The sequence below is a fragment of the Niveibacterium sp. COAC-50 genome (genome assembly GCF_013184235.1).
In the GTDB taxonomy this organism is placed as follows: Bacteria; Pseudomonadota; Gammaproteobacteria; order Burkholderiales; family Rhodocyclaceae; genus Niveibacterium; species Niveibacterium microcysteis.
Window position 1 is genome coordinate 1,542,703 of the sequence record NZ_JABCJM010000001.1, and the last position, 17,905, is coordinate 1,560,607.

Genomic DNA, 17,905 nt, shown 5'->3' on the forward strand with positions numbered 1-17,905 from the left:
CTCTCTCCTTGTATCCGGCGGGCTATTTCAACGTGGCCAGATAGGCCACAAGCTGGTCGATCTGTTCAGGTTTCAGCGACGAGGCATAGGTCGAAGGCATGAAACTCTGTCCGTTCGACGAGTACATGGTGCCCGGCACGATGTAGGCGCTTGGGTGTTCTATCGACTCACGAATATAGGAAGGCACGTCCTTGGCACGGCCCTTGTAGTCCGCCGTCGCGATTCGCTGTTGAGCGCGGGTGGCGATGCCACCGAGTGAAGGCCCTGCCATATTCACGCCAGGCGTCACCGAATGGCATACGGCGCATGGCGGAGTCACCGCGCTGAACAGCGCTTGCCCAGAGGCGATGGGATCCTGTGCAGACGCCGCCGAACGGTCAGCGGTCGGCGCAGCAACGCCAGACTCGCGTTTGGCGGCCTGATCGGCGCCCGGAAGCGCGGTTCCGACGACCAGGATCGGGCGCGGCGGCCAGTCTTGGTTATCAACCTTGCTGACCCAGTCGAGGAAGGCAATCACGTCCGTGATTTCGCTCTCCGACAGATTCTGGGTGGGCATGAGGCGGCGGCTGCGTTTCTCGTCATAGAAGCGCGCCGGATCCCGCAGATAGGCCTGAAGGTAGGCAGCGCCACGGTGCTGCGTGATCTTGGTCAGATCCGGTGCGTAGTAAGCGCCCTCGCCAAACAGCGTGTGGCAGTTGATGCAGTTGTACTTGTGCCAGACATCCTTGCCGTGCGCCACGGCTGGCGTGATGTTCTCGGCATGGGTCAGGGTGCCGAACTGGCGGTGACTGTCGATCGTCAGCCCAAGGAAAGCGAGGGCCGAGAGGGCTGTGGCCCCGATTGCGAAAAGGCGGCTTTGACGTTTGTTCATGGATGACTCACACGCCGATGCCCGACCAATGCACGATCGACATGTAGCCGGCATACGCCAGCGCCACGACCAGAACCGCGATGACAATCAGAGCCAGGGCCTTCAATGACCCGTACACCAATGAGGTATGCATAGATCAGCCTCTCTGGGCATCGTGAGTGGGCGGTGGCATGGAAGGCACAAGAAGCGCAAATCCTTCGTGCAACCCAGAACAACTACCGGTGATCGAGCAGCAACGTGACAAGCACTGAGCCATCCTCAACGCCTTTAAGCGCATGAGGTTCGCCCCCCTCCAGACAGATCAGGTCACCCGGGCGCATCAGCCGGCTGCTACCCGCAGCCGTAAACTCAACGATCCCCTCCAGGCACTGAACGGTGAGTTCCCCTGGCACCCGATGCTCAGGAATCACCTTTCCGGCAACCAGAAAGAGGCGGAAGACTTCAAGGCCCTTTGATTTGTACAGCGCCTTGCTGAGTGCGCCTTCGATCTTGCCTTGGCGAGGGCGAATGTCGATCAGTTCGCCCGGTGATGCGTGGTGGATCGCCATGAACGCTCCGTGAACAATGAGCCAACTTCCCTGAGCGCTGCGAGCGATCGCTCTGCTTCAATCGTGCTTGGCAGCAAGCTCATTCAGCAGGGCTGCCAGATTGGGTCCGATCCTGTGAAGTTCATCGAGGTGAGCGGCTGACAGGTCAACAAGAATGCGCTCCGCTTTCGCAGTCAGTCTCAGACGGACCTTTCGCGCATCCTCGACGTCAGGCTCCCGTACAAGCAAATCCATCTTTTCCAATCGATCGACCAGCTCTACTGCGGTGTGATGCCGAACGCATGAATGTTCGGCAAGCTCACCAATACTCATTGGCACGTCGCCCGGCTTACCCTTGATCGACAACAGCGCTTGATGTTGTTGAGGTGTCAAGCCCGCATCGGAGGCGGCCGAACTGCTGAACTCCAGGAAACGACGCAGCGCCAGACGAAACGCAGCCAAGCGTTCGTAGTCCGCCGAGGTGACCGACTTCTCGGGAAGCCGGCCCAATGCGTTCTTCGTCCTCGCCATCATTGAAGTTGAACCCTGCCCTGGACATCGTCCGTACGCGATACGCTCGAACCACCCGCAACCAACGCGCTGCTCTCTAATCCGCACGTACAGCAATCGCTTCAGTTGAAGCGTAGTTCAATATATCGCCCTACGATATATTTAATTTGTGCCGAGGCGGTGGCGGTGTGGTCCGAGCTGCGGGGTCAGAAACCAACGTTGAGTACACGAACGTCGTACAGGGCGCGCAGCGCATGTTCGCCGCATTCGCGTACTCATTCGCGCAGAAGTCCTCCACGCGTTTCGAGCCGGATCCCCAACGAATCGCTTCGTCGATGCCGCGTTGTGGCAGCGCCGAAGCAGCTGCTTTGGCTAACGATCGCTGGCGCCGACCCTACCGTCCGGGAAGTTTTCCAAACACCCCAAGGGACCGCGCAGATTTGGTTGCGATGAGCAGGCCACCGCGGCTGCGCTCGCATGTGCCTTCTTCGGTTACCGAGCTTCAACACAAGGGAAAGACAGGTACTGCGTTTTGCCCAGCCGATATTCGTTCGCTCTGCCTGCAGCAAGGCAGGAAATGGTTCGCGCGGTCGCTTCGTGACTGAGCGCAGGCCAAGCACAAGCTCGGTCACCTTGAGCGCGAGTAAAATGCGCACCCATGCCCTACTTGCACACTTGGGAGCAGCACGGTTTGCTGCGCGAATTTGGCGGTCATGTGACTAGCGCAGAGATCGCTCGCGCAGTCATCGAGAGTCATGAGGCACCGGCGTTTGACGAATACCGCTATGTGATCAACGACTTCCGGGCTACACGTTCAATCGAACTGGACGCCGAGGTCATGGACGAGGTCGCGGCCATGGACCGGGCTGCGTTTCTGACCAATCCGCGTGTACGCGTGGCGGTCGTACAGGGGCCGCAGGCCGTGATGGACACGGTTGCCGCCTACTCGGCATCGCACCTCAGCCCCTACCCTTTGCAGGTCTTTCAAGACATGGAATCGGCGCGTCGCTGGGCCTGCGCGCCGCTCGTCACCACCGCACAGAGCGCGGGCACGCACAGGGATAAGTGAATCGCCCCACCCTCCCCTGGCCATGCTTTACGACCTGCCACTTGGCCTGACGAACTCCCCCGCAACTGGCGCCTCGGGCGAAATTCAAGGCCCGCGGAATCGCGTCACAGATCGTCGTTGAACGCCGAGATCCGCTCGACCCGGAACGTACTCTGCAAGGACTTCAGCTCCGACGAGCAACACGTCTGATCCCCCTGCCCCGCGAACATCAACCGGCCTTGCAGGTGGCGTCGCTCCTGCGTCACGCGCACTCGGTGGATACCCTCGCACGCGCGGTTGCGGCAGCGTTGGCGCTCAAGCCCTCATTGATGACACCCTTCAAGGTCGAGGAAACAGAGCTGACGCAAGAAGACGGCTAGATCTCAGGCTGGCAATCAAGCCAGAACGGCTGCACGACCGGACCGATGGTTCGGCGGCAGTTCTTCGGTTGAGCGCACAATCTCGAAGTGCTGTGCCGATCGGACAAGTTGGTTGTCGAAGACGCAGGGGAGAATTCGAGAGCAAGGTCCCGCTCCGAGGGCCATAGGTCTCTCGTTACGCGGAGTACGCCGCCTGGGGTGAGTGGTCTCACCGTCCCGGGCTGGCACCCACCGGAGAGGTGTGGCAACAATGACGGAAGATCAATTCGCGGCGACGGTCCTCGCCGGCAAAGGTCTGGTGGCGGCGATGCGCGCACGGGACCACACGACCGTTTGGCATCAGGATCGGGTTGCCTTGCTTGCCGAGCACCTTGCGCGTCAACTCGGTGTATCGGACGCCGAGGCCCGTCAAGCGCGGAGCGCAGGCCTGCACCACGACATCGGCAAGATCGCCATCTCCGACGCAACACTGTTCAAGCAAGGCCCCTTGACCCAGGCCGAATGGCTTGAAATGCAGGCGCACGCAGAGATTGGCGAACGCATTCTTCGCGCGACCGAGCACCCCTTGCTTTGCTCAATTGCCGGCTACGTCCGCCATCACCACGAACGGTTTGACGGAACGGGCTATCCGGACGGTTTGCAGGGCAGCGAGATCCCTCTCATCGCGCAGATCGTATCGATCGCCGATGCCTACGACGCGATGGCCGCGGTGCGCGCCTACCGCCCGCCCCGGCCGCATCGCGCGATCATCGCCATCCTTACCAGTGAAGTTGGCCAGAAGTGGGACGGCGCCATGTTCGACGCCCTGGTGCGCTTGTTCGAAGTCGATTCGGAAATCGTCAGCGCGTATCTGGCCAAGGATTAAGCGCGCGCGAAGGCACGAGGAGGACGTTCGCGACCGACAGCCGCCTCGGCACGGAATCGAACGTGCTTGCCTTCGATTCCGCACATTTCTGAGTGGTTTCTTGCTGGGTGCCACACTTTCGCAGGCTCGTCCCGGGCATGAGTCCGTCTTTCCGGTCGAATCCCGAAGACCTGCCCAACCGCGGGTTCCACGGCTACGGGAGCAAGCTCAAGCAGCTCGTGGTCACACACGACAGCGCTCCGCGAAAAACGCCCGCAGCGACAGCCCGCTCCGCGGGCGACCTACAACCAAGTCAATCTGGTGGCAGCGTTGGCTTTGCGTCTGGCCCAGCAGCCGCCACGCAAAAAAACACAGTCGGTTATCGGCAGACGGCTATCATGCCGGTCCTCTTCGAAGTAGTCCCTCATGATTTCCGTTCGTAATGTCACGCTGCGTCGCGGCGTCAAGGTCGTGCTTGACCGCGCATCCGTCACCTTCACCCCGGGCGAAAAGATCGGGCTTGTAGGCCGAAATGGTGCTGGAAAGTCCTCCTTCTTCGGCCTGCTGAACGGCACGCTGCATGAAGACAGTGGCGAGTTCTCCATCCCCGCGGATTGGAAGATGGCGCAGGTGGCGCAAGACATGCCGGAGACCGAGCAAAGCGCGACGGACTTCGTCATCGAGGGCGACACTGTACTGCTTGCCGCGCAGGCAGAAGTTGCGGCTGCCGAAGCCAGTGACGACGGCATGCGCATGGCACACGCCTACATGGATCTGCACGACGCCGGCGCGCATGACGCTGCCGCCCGCGCTCAGGCCCTGATTCTCGGCCTCGGCTTCTCGGCCGCGCAGCTCGATGAACCGGTGAACAGCTTTTCGGGCGGTTGGCGCATGCGCCTGCAACTCGCGCGCGCGCTGATGTGCCCGTCGGACCTGCTGCTACTCGACGAACCGACCAACCACCTCGACCTCGATGCGCTGGTGTGGCTGGAAGCCTGGCTCAAGCGCTACCAGGGGACCATGGTCGTGATCAGCCACGACCGCGAATTTCTCGATGCGGTAACGCAGGTGACGGTGCACGTCGATAACGCCAAGCTGGTGCGCTATGGCGGCAACTACAGCAAGTTCGAAGACATGCGCGCCGAGCAGCTGGTGCTGCAGCAGGCCGCCATGGCGAAGCAGGCCGACAAGATCGCCCACCTGCAGAAGTTCATCGACCGCTTCAAGGCCAAGGCATCCAAGGCCAAGCAGGCGCAAAGCCGGGTCAAGGCGCTCGAACGCATGGAGAAGATCGCGCCGGTGCTGACGGACGCCGAGTTCAACTTCGAGTTCAAGGAGCCGCTCAACGTCCCCAACCCGATGCTGTCGATGCTCGACGCGAGCTTCGGCTACCCGGCGCCGGACGACGCCCCCGCGGGTACGCCGCCAACGGTGATCGTGCGCAACATCAACCGATCCGTCCTCGCCGGCCAGCGCATCGGCATCCTCGGCGCCAACGGCCAGGGCAAGTCCACGCTGGTGAAGACGGTGGCGCACGCGCTAGCGCCGATCGCGGGCGAGATCAGCGAAGGCAAGGGTCTTAACATCGGGTACTTCGCGCAGCAGGAGCTGGATGTGCTGGATCCGGCCGCCTCACCGCTACTGCACATGACCCGCCTCGCCAAGGACACGCCAGCGCACCTGCGCGTGCCGGGGCAAAGTGGTACCGAACAATCGCTGCGGACCTTCCTTGGCACCTTCAATTTCAGCGGGGACATGGTGCACCAGGCCGTCGGCACCATGAGCGGCGGCGAGAAGGCGCGCCTGGTGCTGTGCATGATCGTGTGGCAGCGCCCCAACCTGCTGCTGCTCGACGAACCGACCAACCACCTGGACCTCGCCACGCGCGAAGCACTGGGCATGGCGCTCAACGAATTCGAGGGCACCGTGATGCTGGTCAGCCACGACCGCGCCCTGCTGCGCGCGGTGTGCGACGAGTTCTGGCTCGTCACCAAGGGCGGCGTGGAACCCTTCGACGGCGACCTCGACGACTACCAGCAATTCCTGCTCGACGAGGCCCGCCGTATGCGCGAATTGGCGGCAGCGAAGCTGAAGAAGGCCGCGGCCTAAGGAGGCGGCGGCGCCGCAACGGGTCGCGACCGCTGGCCAAGCCGAGGCCGACAGGCTGTCGCACTTGCCACACTAGGCACGCCCAAGTCGAAGCGGCGCGCGATGAGCACGTCGCACGATCGCCCCGGCCACCGGTGGCTCAGTTGCGCACTGCTCGCCGCCCCCTGCCCTGCGCCATCGCCGAATTGGGCCGCTCGCCCGGTTGTAATGGCCCTCGGCTGACAAGCGCCCGCCTCACGTCAGGTGTGGGCGAGCCGTGCGCCGGAGGAAACGTAGCTGTCGCGGCTGCTTGGTCATTGGTGCCGATTCGCCTGTGCCGGCGGGGTCGGCCTACGCTTCGGACACGTCCTGCGCAACGCCTTCGAGCGCCAGCTCCTTGCGCATGAAAACACTGAGCGGGTGCTCTGGGTAGTCGCCAAAGGCACCGCACCGAACAAACCCTTGCTTGCCATAGAAAGCGAGTGCGGCCGGTTGGTACGGGCCGGTCTCGAGCATGAGGGTACGACAGCCCTTGGCATGCGCAGCATGTTCCAGCACGCACAAGATTGACTGCGCGGCTCCATCGCCCCTGGCCTCAGGCCGAACATACATGCGCTTGACCTCACCATAGGATGTGCCGAGCACAATGGCCCCGCACCCGATTGCCACACCACCGGCAGTTCGCGCCACAGCAAACAGTACGTTGGCTTGCGTCATGGCACCGATGTCCAGCGAATATCTGCACTCCTGCGGATAGAGCGTGTCTTGATAGGCATCGAGTTCGGCGATCAGTGCGATGATCTCCGCCTGATCGGGGGGTTCAAGATTGGTGCGGGTCATCTAGTCCTTTACGGGCATGGGGTCGAAAGTGGCTCCACCTGCTCAAATCGCAAGCACGGGCAGTCAGTTCCGCATTATCCGCAAACGGCAAGGTTTCCGATTTGTCGATCTTCCTGGCGCTCGCTCGTCGTAGCTTTACCAAGGCCAACCCAGATTCGGAGAGCAAGCCATGCGGTTCATCATCACAGCGCAGCAGAGTACGGAGCAGGAAACGACAAAAGAACAGGCAGACTTCGACGTCGAGCTGTTCAAGGCCTACATGCGGTTCAACGAGGACATGCACCAGGCTGGCGTGCTCGTCGCGTCCGAGGGGCTCAATCCTTCGGCGCCGGGCGCCCGCATCGCCGTCGCAAATGGCAAGCGCTACGTTGTGGACGGCCCCTTTGCCGAGTCGAAGGAGCTGGTGGGCGGCTTCTACCTCATCGAGGTGCCCTCACTTGAAGAGGCTATCCAGTGGGCGCTGCGAGCGCCGTCCGGCTTTGGGAAGGACGATGTTCTGGAGGTTCGCCAACTTACTGGCGCCGGGGACCTTCCTCCCGAAATACTCTCACTGATCGCCGAAGCCGCGCCGACATGGAGCGCTTCGGCGTGGCAGTCGCGCGACGCGAAGTAGCTGCGTTCGATAGGCGCCGCCTGACACAGCGGCCGCGGCTGGCCGAGGGCATTCGGCAAGCCGTGGCAGCAAACCTGCAAGGTCGCCCGGGCAGGCAGGTGCTGCTACAGCGGAATCAGAACGATCGAACGGCAGCCCCATCTTTGAGAGCCGTCAATCCCACAAGCCGCGCGCCGTTGGGAAATTGAACAACCGGCCGGCAGGCGGTCGCCTTGAGTGATACCCTGCGTCCGGTTTTAACGCATCGTGCCTTTCGAATGACCACTACACCTCAAGTACAGTCGCCCCGGGAAGTGCTGAAGCTGCTCGCCGGCAAGTATCCGGTTTTGCGCAACTGGCAGCCGTTGGCGATCGGAATCGACAAGCAGTTGATCGCACTGCATCCGGAGTTTGCACCGAAGCACCTGCGGACCGCGCTGCTGATCCACACGCGCGCCTTGCCCTACCTTCGCTCGGTCGCGAAGGCGAAGGAACGCTTCGCACTCGATGGCTCAGCTGCTGGCGAGGTCACCGAGCAGCAGCGCGCGCATGCAACGGAACAGATCAAGGAAGTCCAGCGCAAGCGTGCAGAAGCTCGCCGACAGGCCGAGGAAGCAGAGAAGGCCCGCAAGGCCGAGGAACTGCGCCAGCAAAAGCTGCAGATGCTCGTGTCGAAGTTCAGCGGCTAAGCAGGGGCATCAGGGTGTCCGGCCGCCGTCCGGCTAGCGTTTGAACGTGCCGGCACCCAACACCCCGCTTGAGTCACTACGCACCCGCCCCTCCCCGGGCACCATCACCTTGGCCGCAATGGCCCCGGTGATTGGCGGAGGCTATTCGCCATCCCAATAGTTGAGCGAATCACCTGCCCGACCGACGTACACAAACCGCTGTGGCTTGCCGTCAGCACTCGGCGGCAGTTCGGCGAGGACACCAAATTTTCCCGAATCCGGATACTCGGCGATCTCCGGGGAGAGTTTGGTGCTGACAGCCAGGTAACGCAGTTCCTCCGTGCCAGTGTTCGTAATCTGGTGCGCCGCTTCGCTGCCACCCGGCGGACATGCGATTACGTCACCGGTGCGAATGGCATAGGTGTCCGCGCCAATTCGCACCTCGCCTGAGCCCTGAAGCACGAAGAACATCTCCTCGTTGGCGTGGTGGTTGTGAAACGGGAACGCTCGCTTCCCCGGCGGTACCGCCGTGATGTTGTACCCAAGCTTCTGCGCACCGATCCTCGGGCTGATGTAGGCCATTCGCGCATCGAATTTGTCCGCCGCAGCACCCGTCGGGGCAAATACGGCTGGGCGCGGTTCGAATTCGATGTCAGCAATGTTGATAATGGGTTTCGTCATGGCTGGGCTCCAGAGTGCCGAGTGAGCGGTTGTCGGGGCAAACGGATCGCGCCCCTTCCTTGGCCCGCAGATTTATAGCACCGCCAGTTGAGTTTGGCGCCACGCCGATCCGGCTCCGCGCTCACTGGCTTGCCAGCCCGTGGCGTAACGCGTGCCGCGATGCAGGCCTCTGGTGCCCGAGCGCACGGAGCCTGTGGGGCACGAACGGCAGGCGCGCACAGCACTCTACTGCCCCGGCAGGCTCATACGGGTATGTCGCGGCTTCGATAACATTACGGGGCGGCGCCTTCTGACGAGTGACGTCCGTATGGTGCCGAAATCACTCACTGCGGCGGCCTGATTACACTCTTTCCGAGTACTGTCGCGGCCGTGTCGCAGCTGATCGGTACAATCTCGCCAGGTTCCAACAGAGATATGCCCGCCAAGGGCTGAAAACGCGGGTGCGGCGGCGCACCTCGAATAGCAAAAAGGATGGTCATGAAGTGCGTGGATGATTTTCGTCTCAAATTTGGTCAGCGCGAGGTGGTGCCGATCATCATCGGTGGCATGGGTGTCGACATCTCGTCTGCCGAACTTGCGCTCGAAGCGGCGCGGCTGGGCGGAATCGGCCACATCTCCGATGCAATGGTCCAGACGGTTTCCGACCGCCGCTTCAAGACGAAATTCACGCGCGACAAGCTGCAGCAGTACAAGTACAACGTCGCGAACTCCGACAAGTCCGACGTGCAGTTCAACCTCGCCCAGTTGGCGGAAGCGACCCGCCTGCATGTCGGCTCGACGATGGAGGCCAAGCGCGGTGACGGCATGATCTTCATCAACTGCATGGAGAAGCTGACGATGAACGCGGCGCGCGACACTTTGCGCGTGCGCCTCGCATCGGCTCTCGATGCGGGAATCGATGGCATCACCTTGTCGGCCGGCCTGCACCTTGGCTCATTTGCGCTGATCGAAGATCACCCGCGTTTCCGCGATGCCAAGCTCGGCATCATCGTGTCGTCCTTGCGCGCGCTGCAGCTTTTCCTGCGCAAGAACGCCCGTCTGAATCGCGCGCCGGACTACATCGTGGTGGAAGGCCCGCTCGCTGGCGGCCATCTCGGTTTTGGCCTGACCGATTGGCAAAACTATGATCTGGCGACCATCGTTGCCGAGATCATCGCCTGGCTGCAGAAAGAGCAGCTCGATATCCCGGTAATTCCGGCCGGCGGCATCTTTACGGGTTCCGACGCTGTTGGATTCCTCGAAAACGGTGCGGCCGCGGTGCAAGTTGCGACGCGCTTTACTGTCACCGACGAATGCGGCTTGCCGGAAAAGGTGCGTCAGGAATACTTCCGCGCCAGTGAGGCGGATGTGGAGGTAAATGGCGTTTCACCGACCGGGTACCCGATGCGGATGCTGAAGAGCAGCCCCGCCATTGGTGACGGCATTCGCCCGAACTGCGAGGCCTATGGCTATCTGTTGGACGGTGCCGGCTCCTGTGCCTACATCACGTCGTACAACCGCGAGGTCGCTGCACACCCCGGCGCGCGCCAGATCAAGGTGATGGACAAGACCTGTCTCTGCACACAGATGCACAACTTTGACTGCTGGACCTGTGGCCATTACGTGTACCGCCTGAAGGACACGACCAACCGCCTCGCGGACGGCAGCTACCAGGCGCTTTCGGCAGAGCATGTGTTCAAGGACTACCAGTTCAGCAAAGACAACAAGGTCGCCCTGCCCGCGCAGACCTGATCTTCGTCTGCCGTTTGCAGTGTCAAATGGGGCAATGGTTGCCCCATTTGTTTGAACATCGGCCTTGAACTTCCGTCCGTGTCGTGCCGTTATTGCAGTTCCGGCTCGACAACGTACGGAGGCGAAAATGAAACCTGGCGATCCAACCCAGCGTTCCTTCGGCCAGTTGCTCTACCGTTACTTCTGGCCGTTCCAGTACTTTCGCGATGTGACGCGCGGCTCGCAGCTGGAGCAACTGCAGAACTACCGCTTCAATCGTACGATGCGCCGTTACCTTCCCGGATTCGCGGTGAAGTGGTGTTGCCTATCCGCGCTTTGGTTTGGCGCGGGAGCACTCTGCGAGACGGCGTTATCGGTCGTTGTGCCCGCCGCCTGCTGCTATCTCACCGCGACCGGCTCGTTCATGGTCGTCGTGCAAGTCGCAGTTGCCTGGGTCTGGCTTACGCATTTTCCCGAACGATTCTGAACCGAAGGCGCAATGAAAAAGGGCGCCGGGGTTGCCGGCGCCCTTGCTGAAAGCACTGTTCCGGGTCAGAACAAGGCTTCGTCGAGCGCCATCGCACCCGCCGCACCGCAGCAGACGGTGTGCGATAGGCCACTAACCTGCGACATCACGTGGTCCGCGAAGAAGCGTGCTGTGATGATCTTGGTACGGTAGAAGTCGGCATCGCCTTCGCCCGCCTCCAGTTTGCGCTGGGCAATCAACGCGGCGCGAGCCATCTGCCAACCGCCGCAAACGATACCCATCAGCTTGAGCATCGGCACTGCGGCGACGTGAGCGGCCTTGATATCGGTGCCAAAGGTCGTAAGCACATACTCAACCGCTTGCTCTGCCGCCGTAACGCTGTCCGCCAACGCCTTGCGGATAACCGCGAGGTGCTCGCCCTGGCTGCCTGCCGCGGCTTCCGCCAACTGGCCGTCGAGCCGGCGCATCATGCCGATCACTGCCTTCACGGTGAGCCCGCCTTCACGCGCCATCTTGCGGCCGATGAGGTCGTTCGCCTGAATGCCCGTGGTGCCTTCGTAAATCGCGGAAATTCGGGCATCGCGCAAATACTGTGCTGCACCGGTCTCCTCGATGTAGCCCATGCCGCCGTGCACCTGTACGCCGAGCGAGGCCATCTCGATACCGGTTTCAGTGCACCAGCCCTTCACGATCGGAATCATGAAGTCGGCAAACGCCTGCGCCTTGGCACGCTCGGCCGCATCAGCATGGCAGTGCGCGGTATCCAGTGCCGCTGCAGTCACGTAAGCAATGGCTCGCATCGCTTCCACATGCGACTTCATGGTCATCAGCATGCGGCGGATATCCGGATGCTTGATGATCGCGACCTTGCCGCCACCCTTCACGCCCAACTCCGTGCCCTGTGTCCGCTCGCGCGCGTACTGCACCGCCTTCTGGTAGGCACGCTCGCTGATCGCGAGCCCTTCAAGGCCTACCGAGAAGCGCGCTTCGTTCATCATGATGAACATGTACTCGAGGCCGCGATTGGCTTCGCCAACCAGATAGCCAACCGCGCCGCCCTTGTCGCCGTATGACATCACGCAGGTCGGACTGCCGTGGATGCCCAGCTTGTGCTCGATCGACACGCAATGCACGTCGTTGCGTGCCCCCAGCGAGCCGTCGTCGTTCACCATGAACTTCGGCACCACGAACAGTGAAATGCCCTTCACCCCCTCTGGCGCGTCCGGCAAGCGGGCGAGCACCAGGTGGATGATGTTCTCGGTCATGTCGTGCTCACCGTAGGTGATGAAGATCTTCTGACCGGAAATCAGATAGCTGCCATCGGCTTGCGGCACCGCTTTGCTCCGCACGGCGGCAAGGTCGGAGCCGGCCTGCGGCTCGGTCAGGTTCATCGTGCCGGTCCAGACGCCGGCGACCATCTTGTCGAGGAACTTCGCCTTCAGCTCATCCGAACCGCGCAGCACGAGCGCTTCGATTGCGCCTTGCGTCAGCATCGGCCCCAGCGAGAACGCAAGGTTGGCCGACTTGAACATTTCGGACACCGGCGTGGATGCGAGTTTGGGTAGTCCTTGGCCGCCGAACTCGACAGGGCAACCGATCGCCGTCCAGCCCCCCTCGGCGAACTGCTGGTAGGCGTCCTTCCAGCCCGGGGCGGTCGTGACGGTGCCGGCATCCCACTTGGCGCCGTTGCGGTCGCCGACGACGTTGAGCGGTGCGAGCACGCCGGCGGCGAACTTGCCGCCCTCCTCCATGATCGCGTCGACCAGATCAGGTGTTGCTTCCTCGCAGCCGGGCATGCTGGAGAGTTCCCCCAAACCAGCAAGCTCGTTGAGAACAAACTGCATATCGCGGATCGGTGCAGTGTACTGGCTCATAAATCACTCCCCCCAAAAAACACCGCGGCGAACTGCCGCGCAGATCATTTGTTCAACAGATAGCGGCGATCGTCGAAGCTCGCGACCCAGCCGGGGCAAAAGACCACCAGCAAGGTTGCCGCCATGCCGCTTAGCCACGCCTCGGCGAAACCAAGCAGCAGGAAATACGGCAGATAGTCTTCGAGGATCGGTCCGATCGCAGCGCCCCCCAGCGCCTGAACCAGACTTGCGCCCACACCAACAGCCAGCATGCACGCGGCTGACACCGCACACGCGTTGGCAAATATGAAAACAAACAGGTGGTTCGGCAGCCGTGCTTGCAGCAGCCGATCCGCCACATGGCTCAACCAGGCGGGCAGCACGCCGAGCAAGACAAAATTGAAGGGCCAGGCCGCCAGCTCGGTCGACGTGCCGATCGCGGAAGCGAGGCTGCCGATGGCGATCGCGAAGATTGCCCGTGCGCGGCCAAACGTGAGGACGGCAACCGTTACGCCGAGAAGATGTAGGCGAAACCCCGGCGCCAGATTGGCTTTGAGGCTCCAAAGCAACATCAGCATGACCGCCGCCCCAAGCAAGCGCCCGAGTACCGGCCCGCTAACCAGCGTTCGCCATTCCGCCTGCCGCGCCTCGTAAATCAGCGCGGCAAGGGCCAGCACACCGCCGGCCCAAGCCAGCCCGCCAGGGAGGGTGTCGAGGCTGAAATCCACCGCCCCTCCCTGCCCCGCTTAGTTGATGGCTGCGGTGAGCTGGGGCACCAGCTCGAACAGGTCACCCACCAAGCCGTAGTCCGCAACCTGGAAGATCGGGGCGTCCGGATCCTTGTTGATCGCGACGATCACCTTCGAATCCTTCATGCCGGCGAGGTGCTGGATCGCGCCCGAGATGCCGATAGCCAGATAGAGCTGCGGCGCGACGACCTTGCCGGTCTGGCCGACCTGGTAGTCGTTCGGCACATAACCGGCATCCACCGCGGCGCGAGAGGCGCCCATGGCAGCGCCGAGCTTGTCTGCAAGCGGCTCCAGCACGGCGTGGTAGTTCTCGCCACTGCCCAGGCCGCGGCCACCCGAAACGATGATCTTCGCCGCACCAAGTTCCGGCCGCGCGCTAACGGTAAGCTCGCGCCCCACCAGCTTCGCGACGCCGAGATCCGCGCCGGCAGCGATCGCCTCGATCGGCGCCGAAGCGCCAGTCGCAGCGGCGTCGAACGCCGCGGTCCGCACCGTGATCACCTTGGTCGCATCACTGCTCAGTACCGTCGCCAGTGCGTTGCCGGCGTAAATCGGGCGGACGAAGGTGTCGGCCGATTCCACCGCGATGATGTCCGAGATCTGGGCGACGTCCAGCAGTGCTGCGACGCGTGGCATGAAGTTCTTGCCGAAGGTCGTAGCCGGTGCCAGTACATGGCTGCGCCCCTCAGCCTGTGCGACGACCAGCGCAGCGAGGTTCTCGGCGAGCTGATCCGCATAGTGTGGCGCATCGGCAAGCAACACCTTGCTCACGCCAGCCACCTGCGAGGCCGCTTGAGCGGCGGCGCCGGCGTTGTGCCCGGCCACGAGCACATGGATATCGCCACCGATTGCGGCAGCCGCCGTAATCGTGTTGAGCGTGGAAGCCTTGAGCGAAGCGTTGTCGTGTTCTGCAATTACCAGGATCGTCATGCTCGGGCTCCTCACAGTACCTTGGCTTCGTTCTTCAGCTTGGCGACCAGTTCCTGCACATCGGCCACCTTCACACCGCTCGCGCGCTTCGGCGGTTCTGCCACCTTCAACGTCTTGAGGCGCGGCGCCGGGTCGACCCCCAGATCAGCCGGCTTCAGCGTATCGAGCGGCTTCTTTTTGGCCTTCATGATGTTCGGCAGCGTCGCGTAGCGCGGTTCGTTCAGGCGCAGGTCCGTCGTCACGATCGCCGGCAGCGCAATTTCAACGGTCTCCAGACCGCCGTCGATTTCACGCATCACCACGGCGCGGCCGTCGGTGATCTGCACTTTCGATGCGAAGGTGGCTTGCGGCCAGCCAAGCAGCGCGGCGAGCATCTGCCCGACCTGGTTCGCATCGTCATCGATGGCCTGCTTGCCGAGGATGACCAGCTGCGGCTGTTCGCGCTCAACAACGGCCTTGAGGAGTTTGGCAACCGCGAGGGGTTGGAGTTCGACGTCACTTTCGACGAGAATCGCGCGGTCGACACCAATCGCCATCGCAGTGCGCAGGGTTTCCTGGCTCGCGGTGGTACCGCACGATACGGCCACGGTTTCGGTTGCGATGCCACCTTCGCGCAAGCGAACGGCTTCCTCGACTGCAATCTCGTCGAACGGGTTCATCGACATCTTGACGTTGGCGAGTTCAACGCCGGTGCCGTCGGATTTGACGCGCACCTTGACGTTGTAATCAACGACTCGCTTCACCGGAACAAGGATCTTCAACTCAATCTCCTTCAATCGGATGCGGGATTGGCGCCAGCGGCGCAAAGCACGTCATTATCGCGCCTCCCGGCCAGAACATTGACAGTGTCGGTCTTGGGCCGGACAATCACCCATACGTTCGCGTATGGTTAGCCATACGGTAACGTATGGCCTTTCCCCCTGTCAATCGCGAAAGCAATGGAAAAGACACCCCCGAAATCGCGCGCCTCGGCCGCCACCCGCCCTCCACTTGACCGCAAGGCGTGGATCCAAGCCGCAACCGATGCGCTCGCCGAGGAAGGCCTCGCAGGTTTGCGCGTTGAAGTGCTCGCCAAACGCTGTGGCGTCACCAAGGGCAGCTTCTATTGGCACTTCCGCGATCGGCAGGAGTTGCTCGACGAAGTGCTGAATCTCTGGAAGGAAGGCCGCATCCGCGACGTCAGCAAGCAGGCGCGTGGCGAACCCGGCAAACCCTTGGAACAACTCGTGCGCGTGATCGACGTCTATTCCTCGTCGCGCAACCGCCGAGGCATCCAGATCGAACTCGCGGTGCGCGATTGGGCGCGTCGCGATCCGAAGGCCGCGAAAGTCGTCGAAGAGGTGGATCAATGGCGCCTGAAGAGTGCGAAGGATCTCTTCATCGCGTCGGGCATGGGTGCGCAGGAAGCCGCGAGCCGCTCACTGCTGCTTTACGCCTACTCGTTCGGCCTCAGTCTGATGATCTACGAGCACTTCGATGGCGACGTCGGCGCACTGCGCGCGCAGATAGCCGACTTCATCGCCCGCGGCGCTACGCCCGCCTGAGGTAGCGTTCGAGACCGGGCAGCGCTTCGCAAGCGTTACGCCCGGTCTGATCGATAATCCTTTCGACCGGCTCATTGCGCAGTTCAGCCAGAACCGCGGCGTAGCGCACCAACTCTGCAGGCAGCGAAGGCCCTTGGGGGCGCCAGGCCGGCGGAATGTCAGGCCCGTCGGTTTCCAGCACGATCGATTCCAGCGGCAGTGAGGCCGCCAGCGCGCGTATGCGGGTCGATCCGCTGTAGGTCATCGCGCCGCCGAAGCCAAGCTTGAACCCGAGCTTGATGAACGTATCCGCCTGCTGCCGGCTGCCGTTGAATGCATGCGCAATCCCGCCGCGAACGCGGATACGGCGCAAGTGCTTGAGCACATCGTCCTGCGCGCGCCGCACATGTAACAGAACCGGCAGATCGAACTCCCTCGCCATCACCAGCTGGGCCGCATACACGGCTTGCTGGCGTTCTTGGTCCAATCCCTCGACGAAGTAGTCGAGCCCGATTTCTCCAACGGCAATCGGTCGATGATTGCCAAGCTGGGCTCTCAGCAATGCAAGCGAGTCGTCACCCACACGATCAATGTAGAGGGGATGGAATCCATAGGCCACCGCTATATCATCGGCCTCGCTGGCCAAGCGCGACACCACAGGCAAATTGGCCGGTTCAACCGCGGGCAGTACGAATGACTGCACGCCCGCATCGCGCGCTGAGTCCATCACCGCCTGCAGCCCAGACGCGTATTCCACCGCGTCGAGATGGATGTGCGTATCGATCAGCACGCGGTGCTCAGCGCCCCAGCCAAACGGGCGGCCGCTTCGCGATAAAGGCGTCGATGCCTTCGGCGGCGTCCTCGGCCATCATGTTGCAGGCCATCGTCTCGCCAGCGACCTGGTAGGCCGCTTCAATGCCCATTTCCAGCTGGCTGTAGAACAAGCGTTTGCCGATGGCGATCGCGTGGGGGCTCTTCGCGCAGATCGACTGGGCGAGGCGCGCAATTTCATGATCCAGCGCGTCCGCGGGTACGGCACGATTGATCAAGCCAGCCTGGCTCGCGGCTGCGGCATCGATGAAGTCGCCGGTCACCAGCATCTCGAACGCACGCTTGCGACCAACATTGCGCGAGAGCCCAACCGCCGGCGTGCTGCAGAACAAACCCACGTTGATGCCGGACACCGCAAAGCGGGCCGTATCCGCCGCAACCGCAAGGTCGCACATCGATACCAGCTGACAGCCGGCTGCGGTGGCAATGCCGTGCACGCGCGCAATGACCGGCTGAGGCAAAGCCAGCAAGCTCGTCATCAACTTGCCGCAGCGGGAGAACAGCGCCTGCTGGAAAGCCTTGCTCGGGTTGGCGCGCATTTCCTTGAGGTCGTGCCCGGCGCAAAACGCCTTGCCGGCCGCCGCCAACACGACAACGCGGATCGCGCGGTCTTCGGCAACCGCTTTTAGCGCGTCAGCCAGCGCTCCGATCATTGCCGATGACAGCGCGTTGTATTGGCCAGGCCGATTGAGGGTCAGCGTTGCGACGCCAGCTTCGTCCTGGCGCAGAACATAGGCTTCGGATTCAGTACTCATCGATCCATCCTCAAGACA

At 62.3% G+C, this 17,905-nt stretch carries 19 protein-coding genes; 8 read left to right on the plus strand and 11 right to left on the minus strand.

The window, feature by feature from the left end; all coding sequences use genetic code 11:
- Nucleotides 1-22 precede the first annotated feature (22 nt).
- The 3 genes from HH302_RS06840 to HH302_RS06850 all read right to left on the minus strand — a co-directional run bounded on the left by HH302_RS06840 (nucleotide 23) and on the right by HH302_RS06850 (nucleotide 1,932).
- Complete coding sequence (locus tag HH302_RS06840; protein ID WP_172200148.1) at nucleotides 23-871, minus strand: c-type cytochrome; 849 nt, start codon at nucleotides 869-871, stop codon at nucleotides 23-25.
- 215 nt (nucleotides 872-1,086) lie between these two features.
- Nucleotides 1,087-1,419, minus strand: a complete 333-nt coding sequence (locus HH302_RS06845; RefSeq protein WP_172200151.1) for a cupin domain-containing protein — start codon at nucleotides 1,417-1,419, stop codon at nucleotides 1,087-1,089.
- Nucleotides 1,420-1,476: 57 nt separating this feature from the next.
- On the minus strand, nucleotides 1,477-1,932 hold the full coding sequence (locus tag HH302_RS06850; protein ID WP_216661769.1) for a MarR family winged helix-turn-helix transcriptional regulator: 456 nt from the start codon (nucleotides 1,930-1,932) through the stop codon (nucleotides 1,477-1,479).
- A gap of 634 nt (nucleotides 1,933-2,566) precedes the next feature.
- Between HH302_RS06850 and HH302_RS06855 the strand changes: the two genes are divergently transcribed.
- The 3 genes from HH302_RS06855 to HH302_RS06865 all read left to right on the plus strand — a co-directional run bounded on the left by HH302_RS06855 (nucleotide 2,567) and on the right by HH302_RS06865 (nucleotide 6,289).
- A complete protein-coding gene (locus HH302_RS06855; protein WP_172200154.1) occupies nucleotides 2,567-2,977 on the plus strand; it encodes a hypothetical protein in 411 nt (136 codons plus the stop codon).
- A gap of 609 nt (nucleotides 2,978-3,586) precedes the next feature.
- Nucleotides 3,587-4,201 carry an HD-GYP domain-containing protein gene (locus HH302_RS06860; RefSeq protein ID WP_172200157.1) on the plus strand — a complete coding sequence of 205 codons (615 nt, stop codon included), beginning with the start codon at nucleotides 3,587-3,589 and terminating at the stop codon, nucleotides 4,199-4,201.
- A gap of 405 nt (nucleotides 4,202-4,606) precedes the next feature.
- Nucleotides 4,607-6,289, plus strand: coding sequence for an ABC-F family ATP-binding cassette domain-containing protein (locus HH302_RS06865; protein WP_172200176.1), 1,683 nt, complete (start codon nucleotides 4,607-4,609; stop codon nucleotides 6,287-6,289).
- Nucleotides 6,290-6,619: 330 nt separating this feature from the next.
- Here HH302_RS06865 and HH302_RS06870 read toward each other — a convergent pair whose 3' ends face one another.
- On the minus strand, nucleotides 6,620-7,108 hold the full coding sequence (locus HH302_RS06870) for a GNAT family N-acetyltransferase (protein ID WP_172200180.1): 489 nt from the start codon (nucleotides 7,106-7,108) through the stop codon (nucleotides 6,620-6,622).
- A gap of 169 nt (nucleotides 7,109-7,277) precedes the next feature.
- Between HH302_RS06870 and HH302_RS06875 the strand changes: the two genes are divergently transcribed.
- Nucleotides 7,278-7,721 carry a YciI family protein gene (locus HH302_RS06875; protein ID WP_172200184.1) on the plus strand — a complete coding sequence of 148 codons (444 nt, stop codon included), beginning with the start codon at nucleotides 7,278-7,280 and terminating at the stop codon, nucleotides 7,719-7,721.
- Between the two features lie 257 nt (nucleotides 7,722-7,978).
- A complete protein-coding gene (locus HH302_RS06880) occupies nucleotides 7,979-8,389 on the plus strand; it encodes a ProQ/FINO family protein (protein ID WP_172200187.1) in 411 nt (136 codons plus the stop codon).
- 141 nt (nucleotides 8,390-8,530) lie between these two features.
- On the opposite strand, the gene HH302_RS06885 is transcribed toward HH302_RS06880, so the two are convergent.
- On the minus strand, nucleotides 8,531-9,049 hold the full coding sequence (locus HH302_RS06885; protein ID WP_172200190.1) for a cupin domain-containing protein: 519 nt from the start codon (nucleotides 9,047-9,049) through the stop codon (nucleotides 8,531-8,533).
- Between the two features lie 477 nt (nucleotides 9,050-9,526).
- On the opposite strand from HH302_RS06885, the gene HH302_RS06890 reads away from it, so the two are divergent.
- Together HH302_RS06890 and HH302_RS06895 are read left to right on the plus strand one after the other, a co-directional pair.
- A complete protein-coding gene (locus tag HH302_RS06890; protein ID WP_172200193.1) occupies nucleotides 9,527-10,780 on the plus strand; it encodes a nitronate monooxygenase in 1,254 nt (417 codons plus the stop codon).
- A 127-nt stretch (nucleotides 10,781-10,907) separates the two neighbouring features.
- On the plus strand, nucleotides 10,908-11,246 hold the full coding sequence (locus HH302_RS06895) for a hypothetical protein (protein ID WP_172200196.1): 339 nt from the start codon (nucleotides 10,908-10,910) through the stop codon (nucleotides 11,244-11,246).
- Between the two features lie 65 nt (nucleotides 11,247-11,311).
- Here HH302_RS06895 and HH302_RS06900 read toward each other — a convergent pair whose 3' ends face one another.
- Genes HH302_RS06900 through HH302_RS06915 form a run of 4 tightly spaced genes read right to left on the minus strand, consistent with a single transcriptional unit; the run spans nucleotide 11,312 to nucleotide 15,539 of the window.
- Complete coding sequence (locus tag HH302_RS06900) at nucleotides 11,312-13,120, minus strand: acyl-CoA dehydrogenase (RefSeq protein WP_172200199.1); 1,809 nt, start codon at nucleotides 13,118-13,120, stop codon at nucleotides 11,312-11,314.
- A gap of 44 nt (nucleotides 13,121-13,164) precedes the next feature.
- Complete coding sequence (locus HH302_RS06905) at nucleotides 13,165-13,827, minus strand: energy-coupling factor ABC transporter permease (protein ID WP_172200202.1); 663 nt, start codon at nucleotides 13,825-13,827, stop codon at nucleotides 13,165-13,167.
- 18 nt (nucleotides 13,828-13,845) lie between these two features.
- A complete protein-coding gene (locus tag HH302_RS06910) occupies nucleotides 13,846-14,778 on the minus strand; it encodes an electron transfer flavoprotein subunit alpha/FixB family protein (protein ID WP_172200205.1) in 933 nt (310 codons plus the stop codon).
- A gap of 11 nt (nucleotides 14,779-14,789) precedes the next feature.
- Nucleotides 14,790-15,539, minus strand: a complete 750-nt coding sequence (locus HH302_RS06915; RefSeq protein ID WP_172200208.1) for an electron transfer flavoprotein subunit beta/FixA family protein — start codon at nucleotides 15,537-15,539, stop codon at nucleotides 14,790-14,792.
- Between the two features lie 177 nt (nucleotides 15,540-15,716).
- On the opposite strand from HH302_RS06915, the gene HH302_RS06920 reads away from it, so the two are divergent.
- A complete protein-coding gene (locus tag HH302_RS06920; RefSeq protein WP_172200211.1) occupies nucleotides 15,717-16,322 on the plus strand; it encodes a TetR/AcrR family transcriptional regulator in 606 nt (201 codons plus the stop codon).
- Here HH302_RS06920 and HH302_RS06925 read toward each other — a convergent pair.
- Nucleotides 16,309-17,091, minus strand: coding sequence for a TatD family hydrolase (locus tag HH302_RS06925; RefSeq protein WP_172200214.1), 783 nt, complete (start codon nucleotides 17,089-17,091; stop codon nucleotides 16,309-16,311). The genes HH302_RS06920 and HH302_RS06925 overlap by 14 nt on opposite strands.
- Nucleotides 17,092-17,098: 7 nt before the next feature.
- The gene (locus tag HH302_RS06930; RefSeq protein ID WP_172200217.1) at nucleotides 17,099-17,887 is read right to left on the minus strand and encodes an enoyl-CoA hydratase; all 789 of its coding nucleotides are present in this window, start codon (nucleotides 17,885-17,887) and stop codon (nucleotides 17,099-17,101) included.
- Nucleotides 17,888-17,905: the final 18 nt, after the last annotated feature.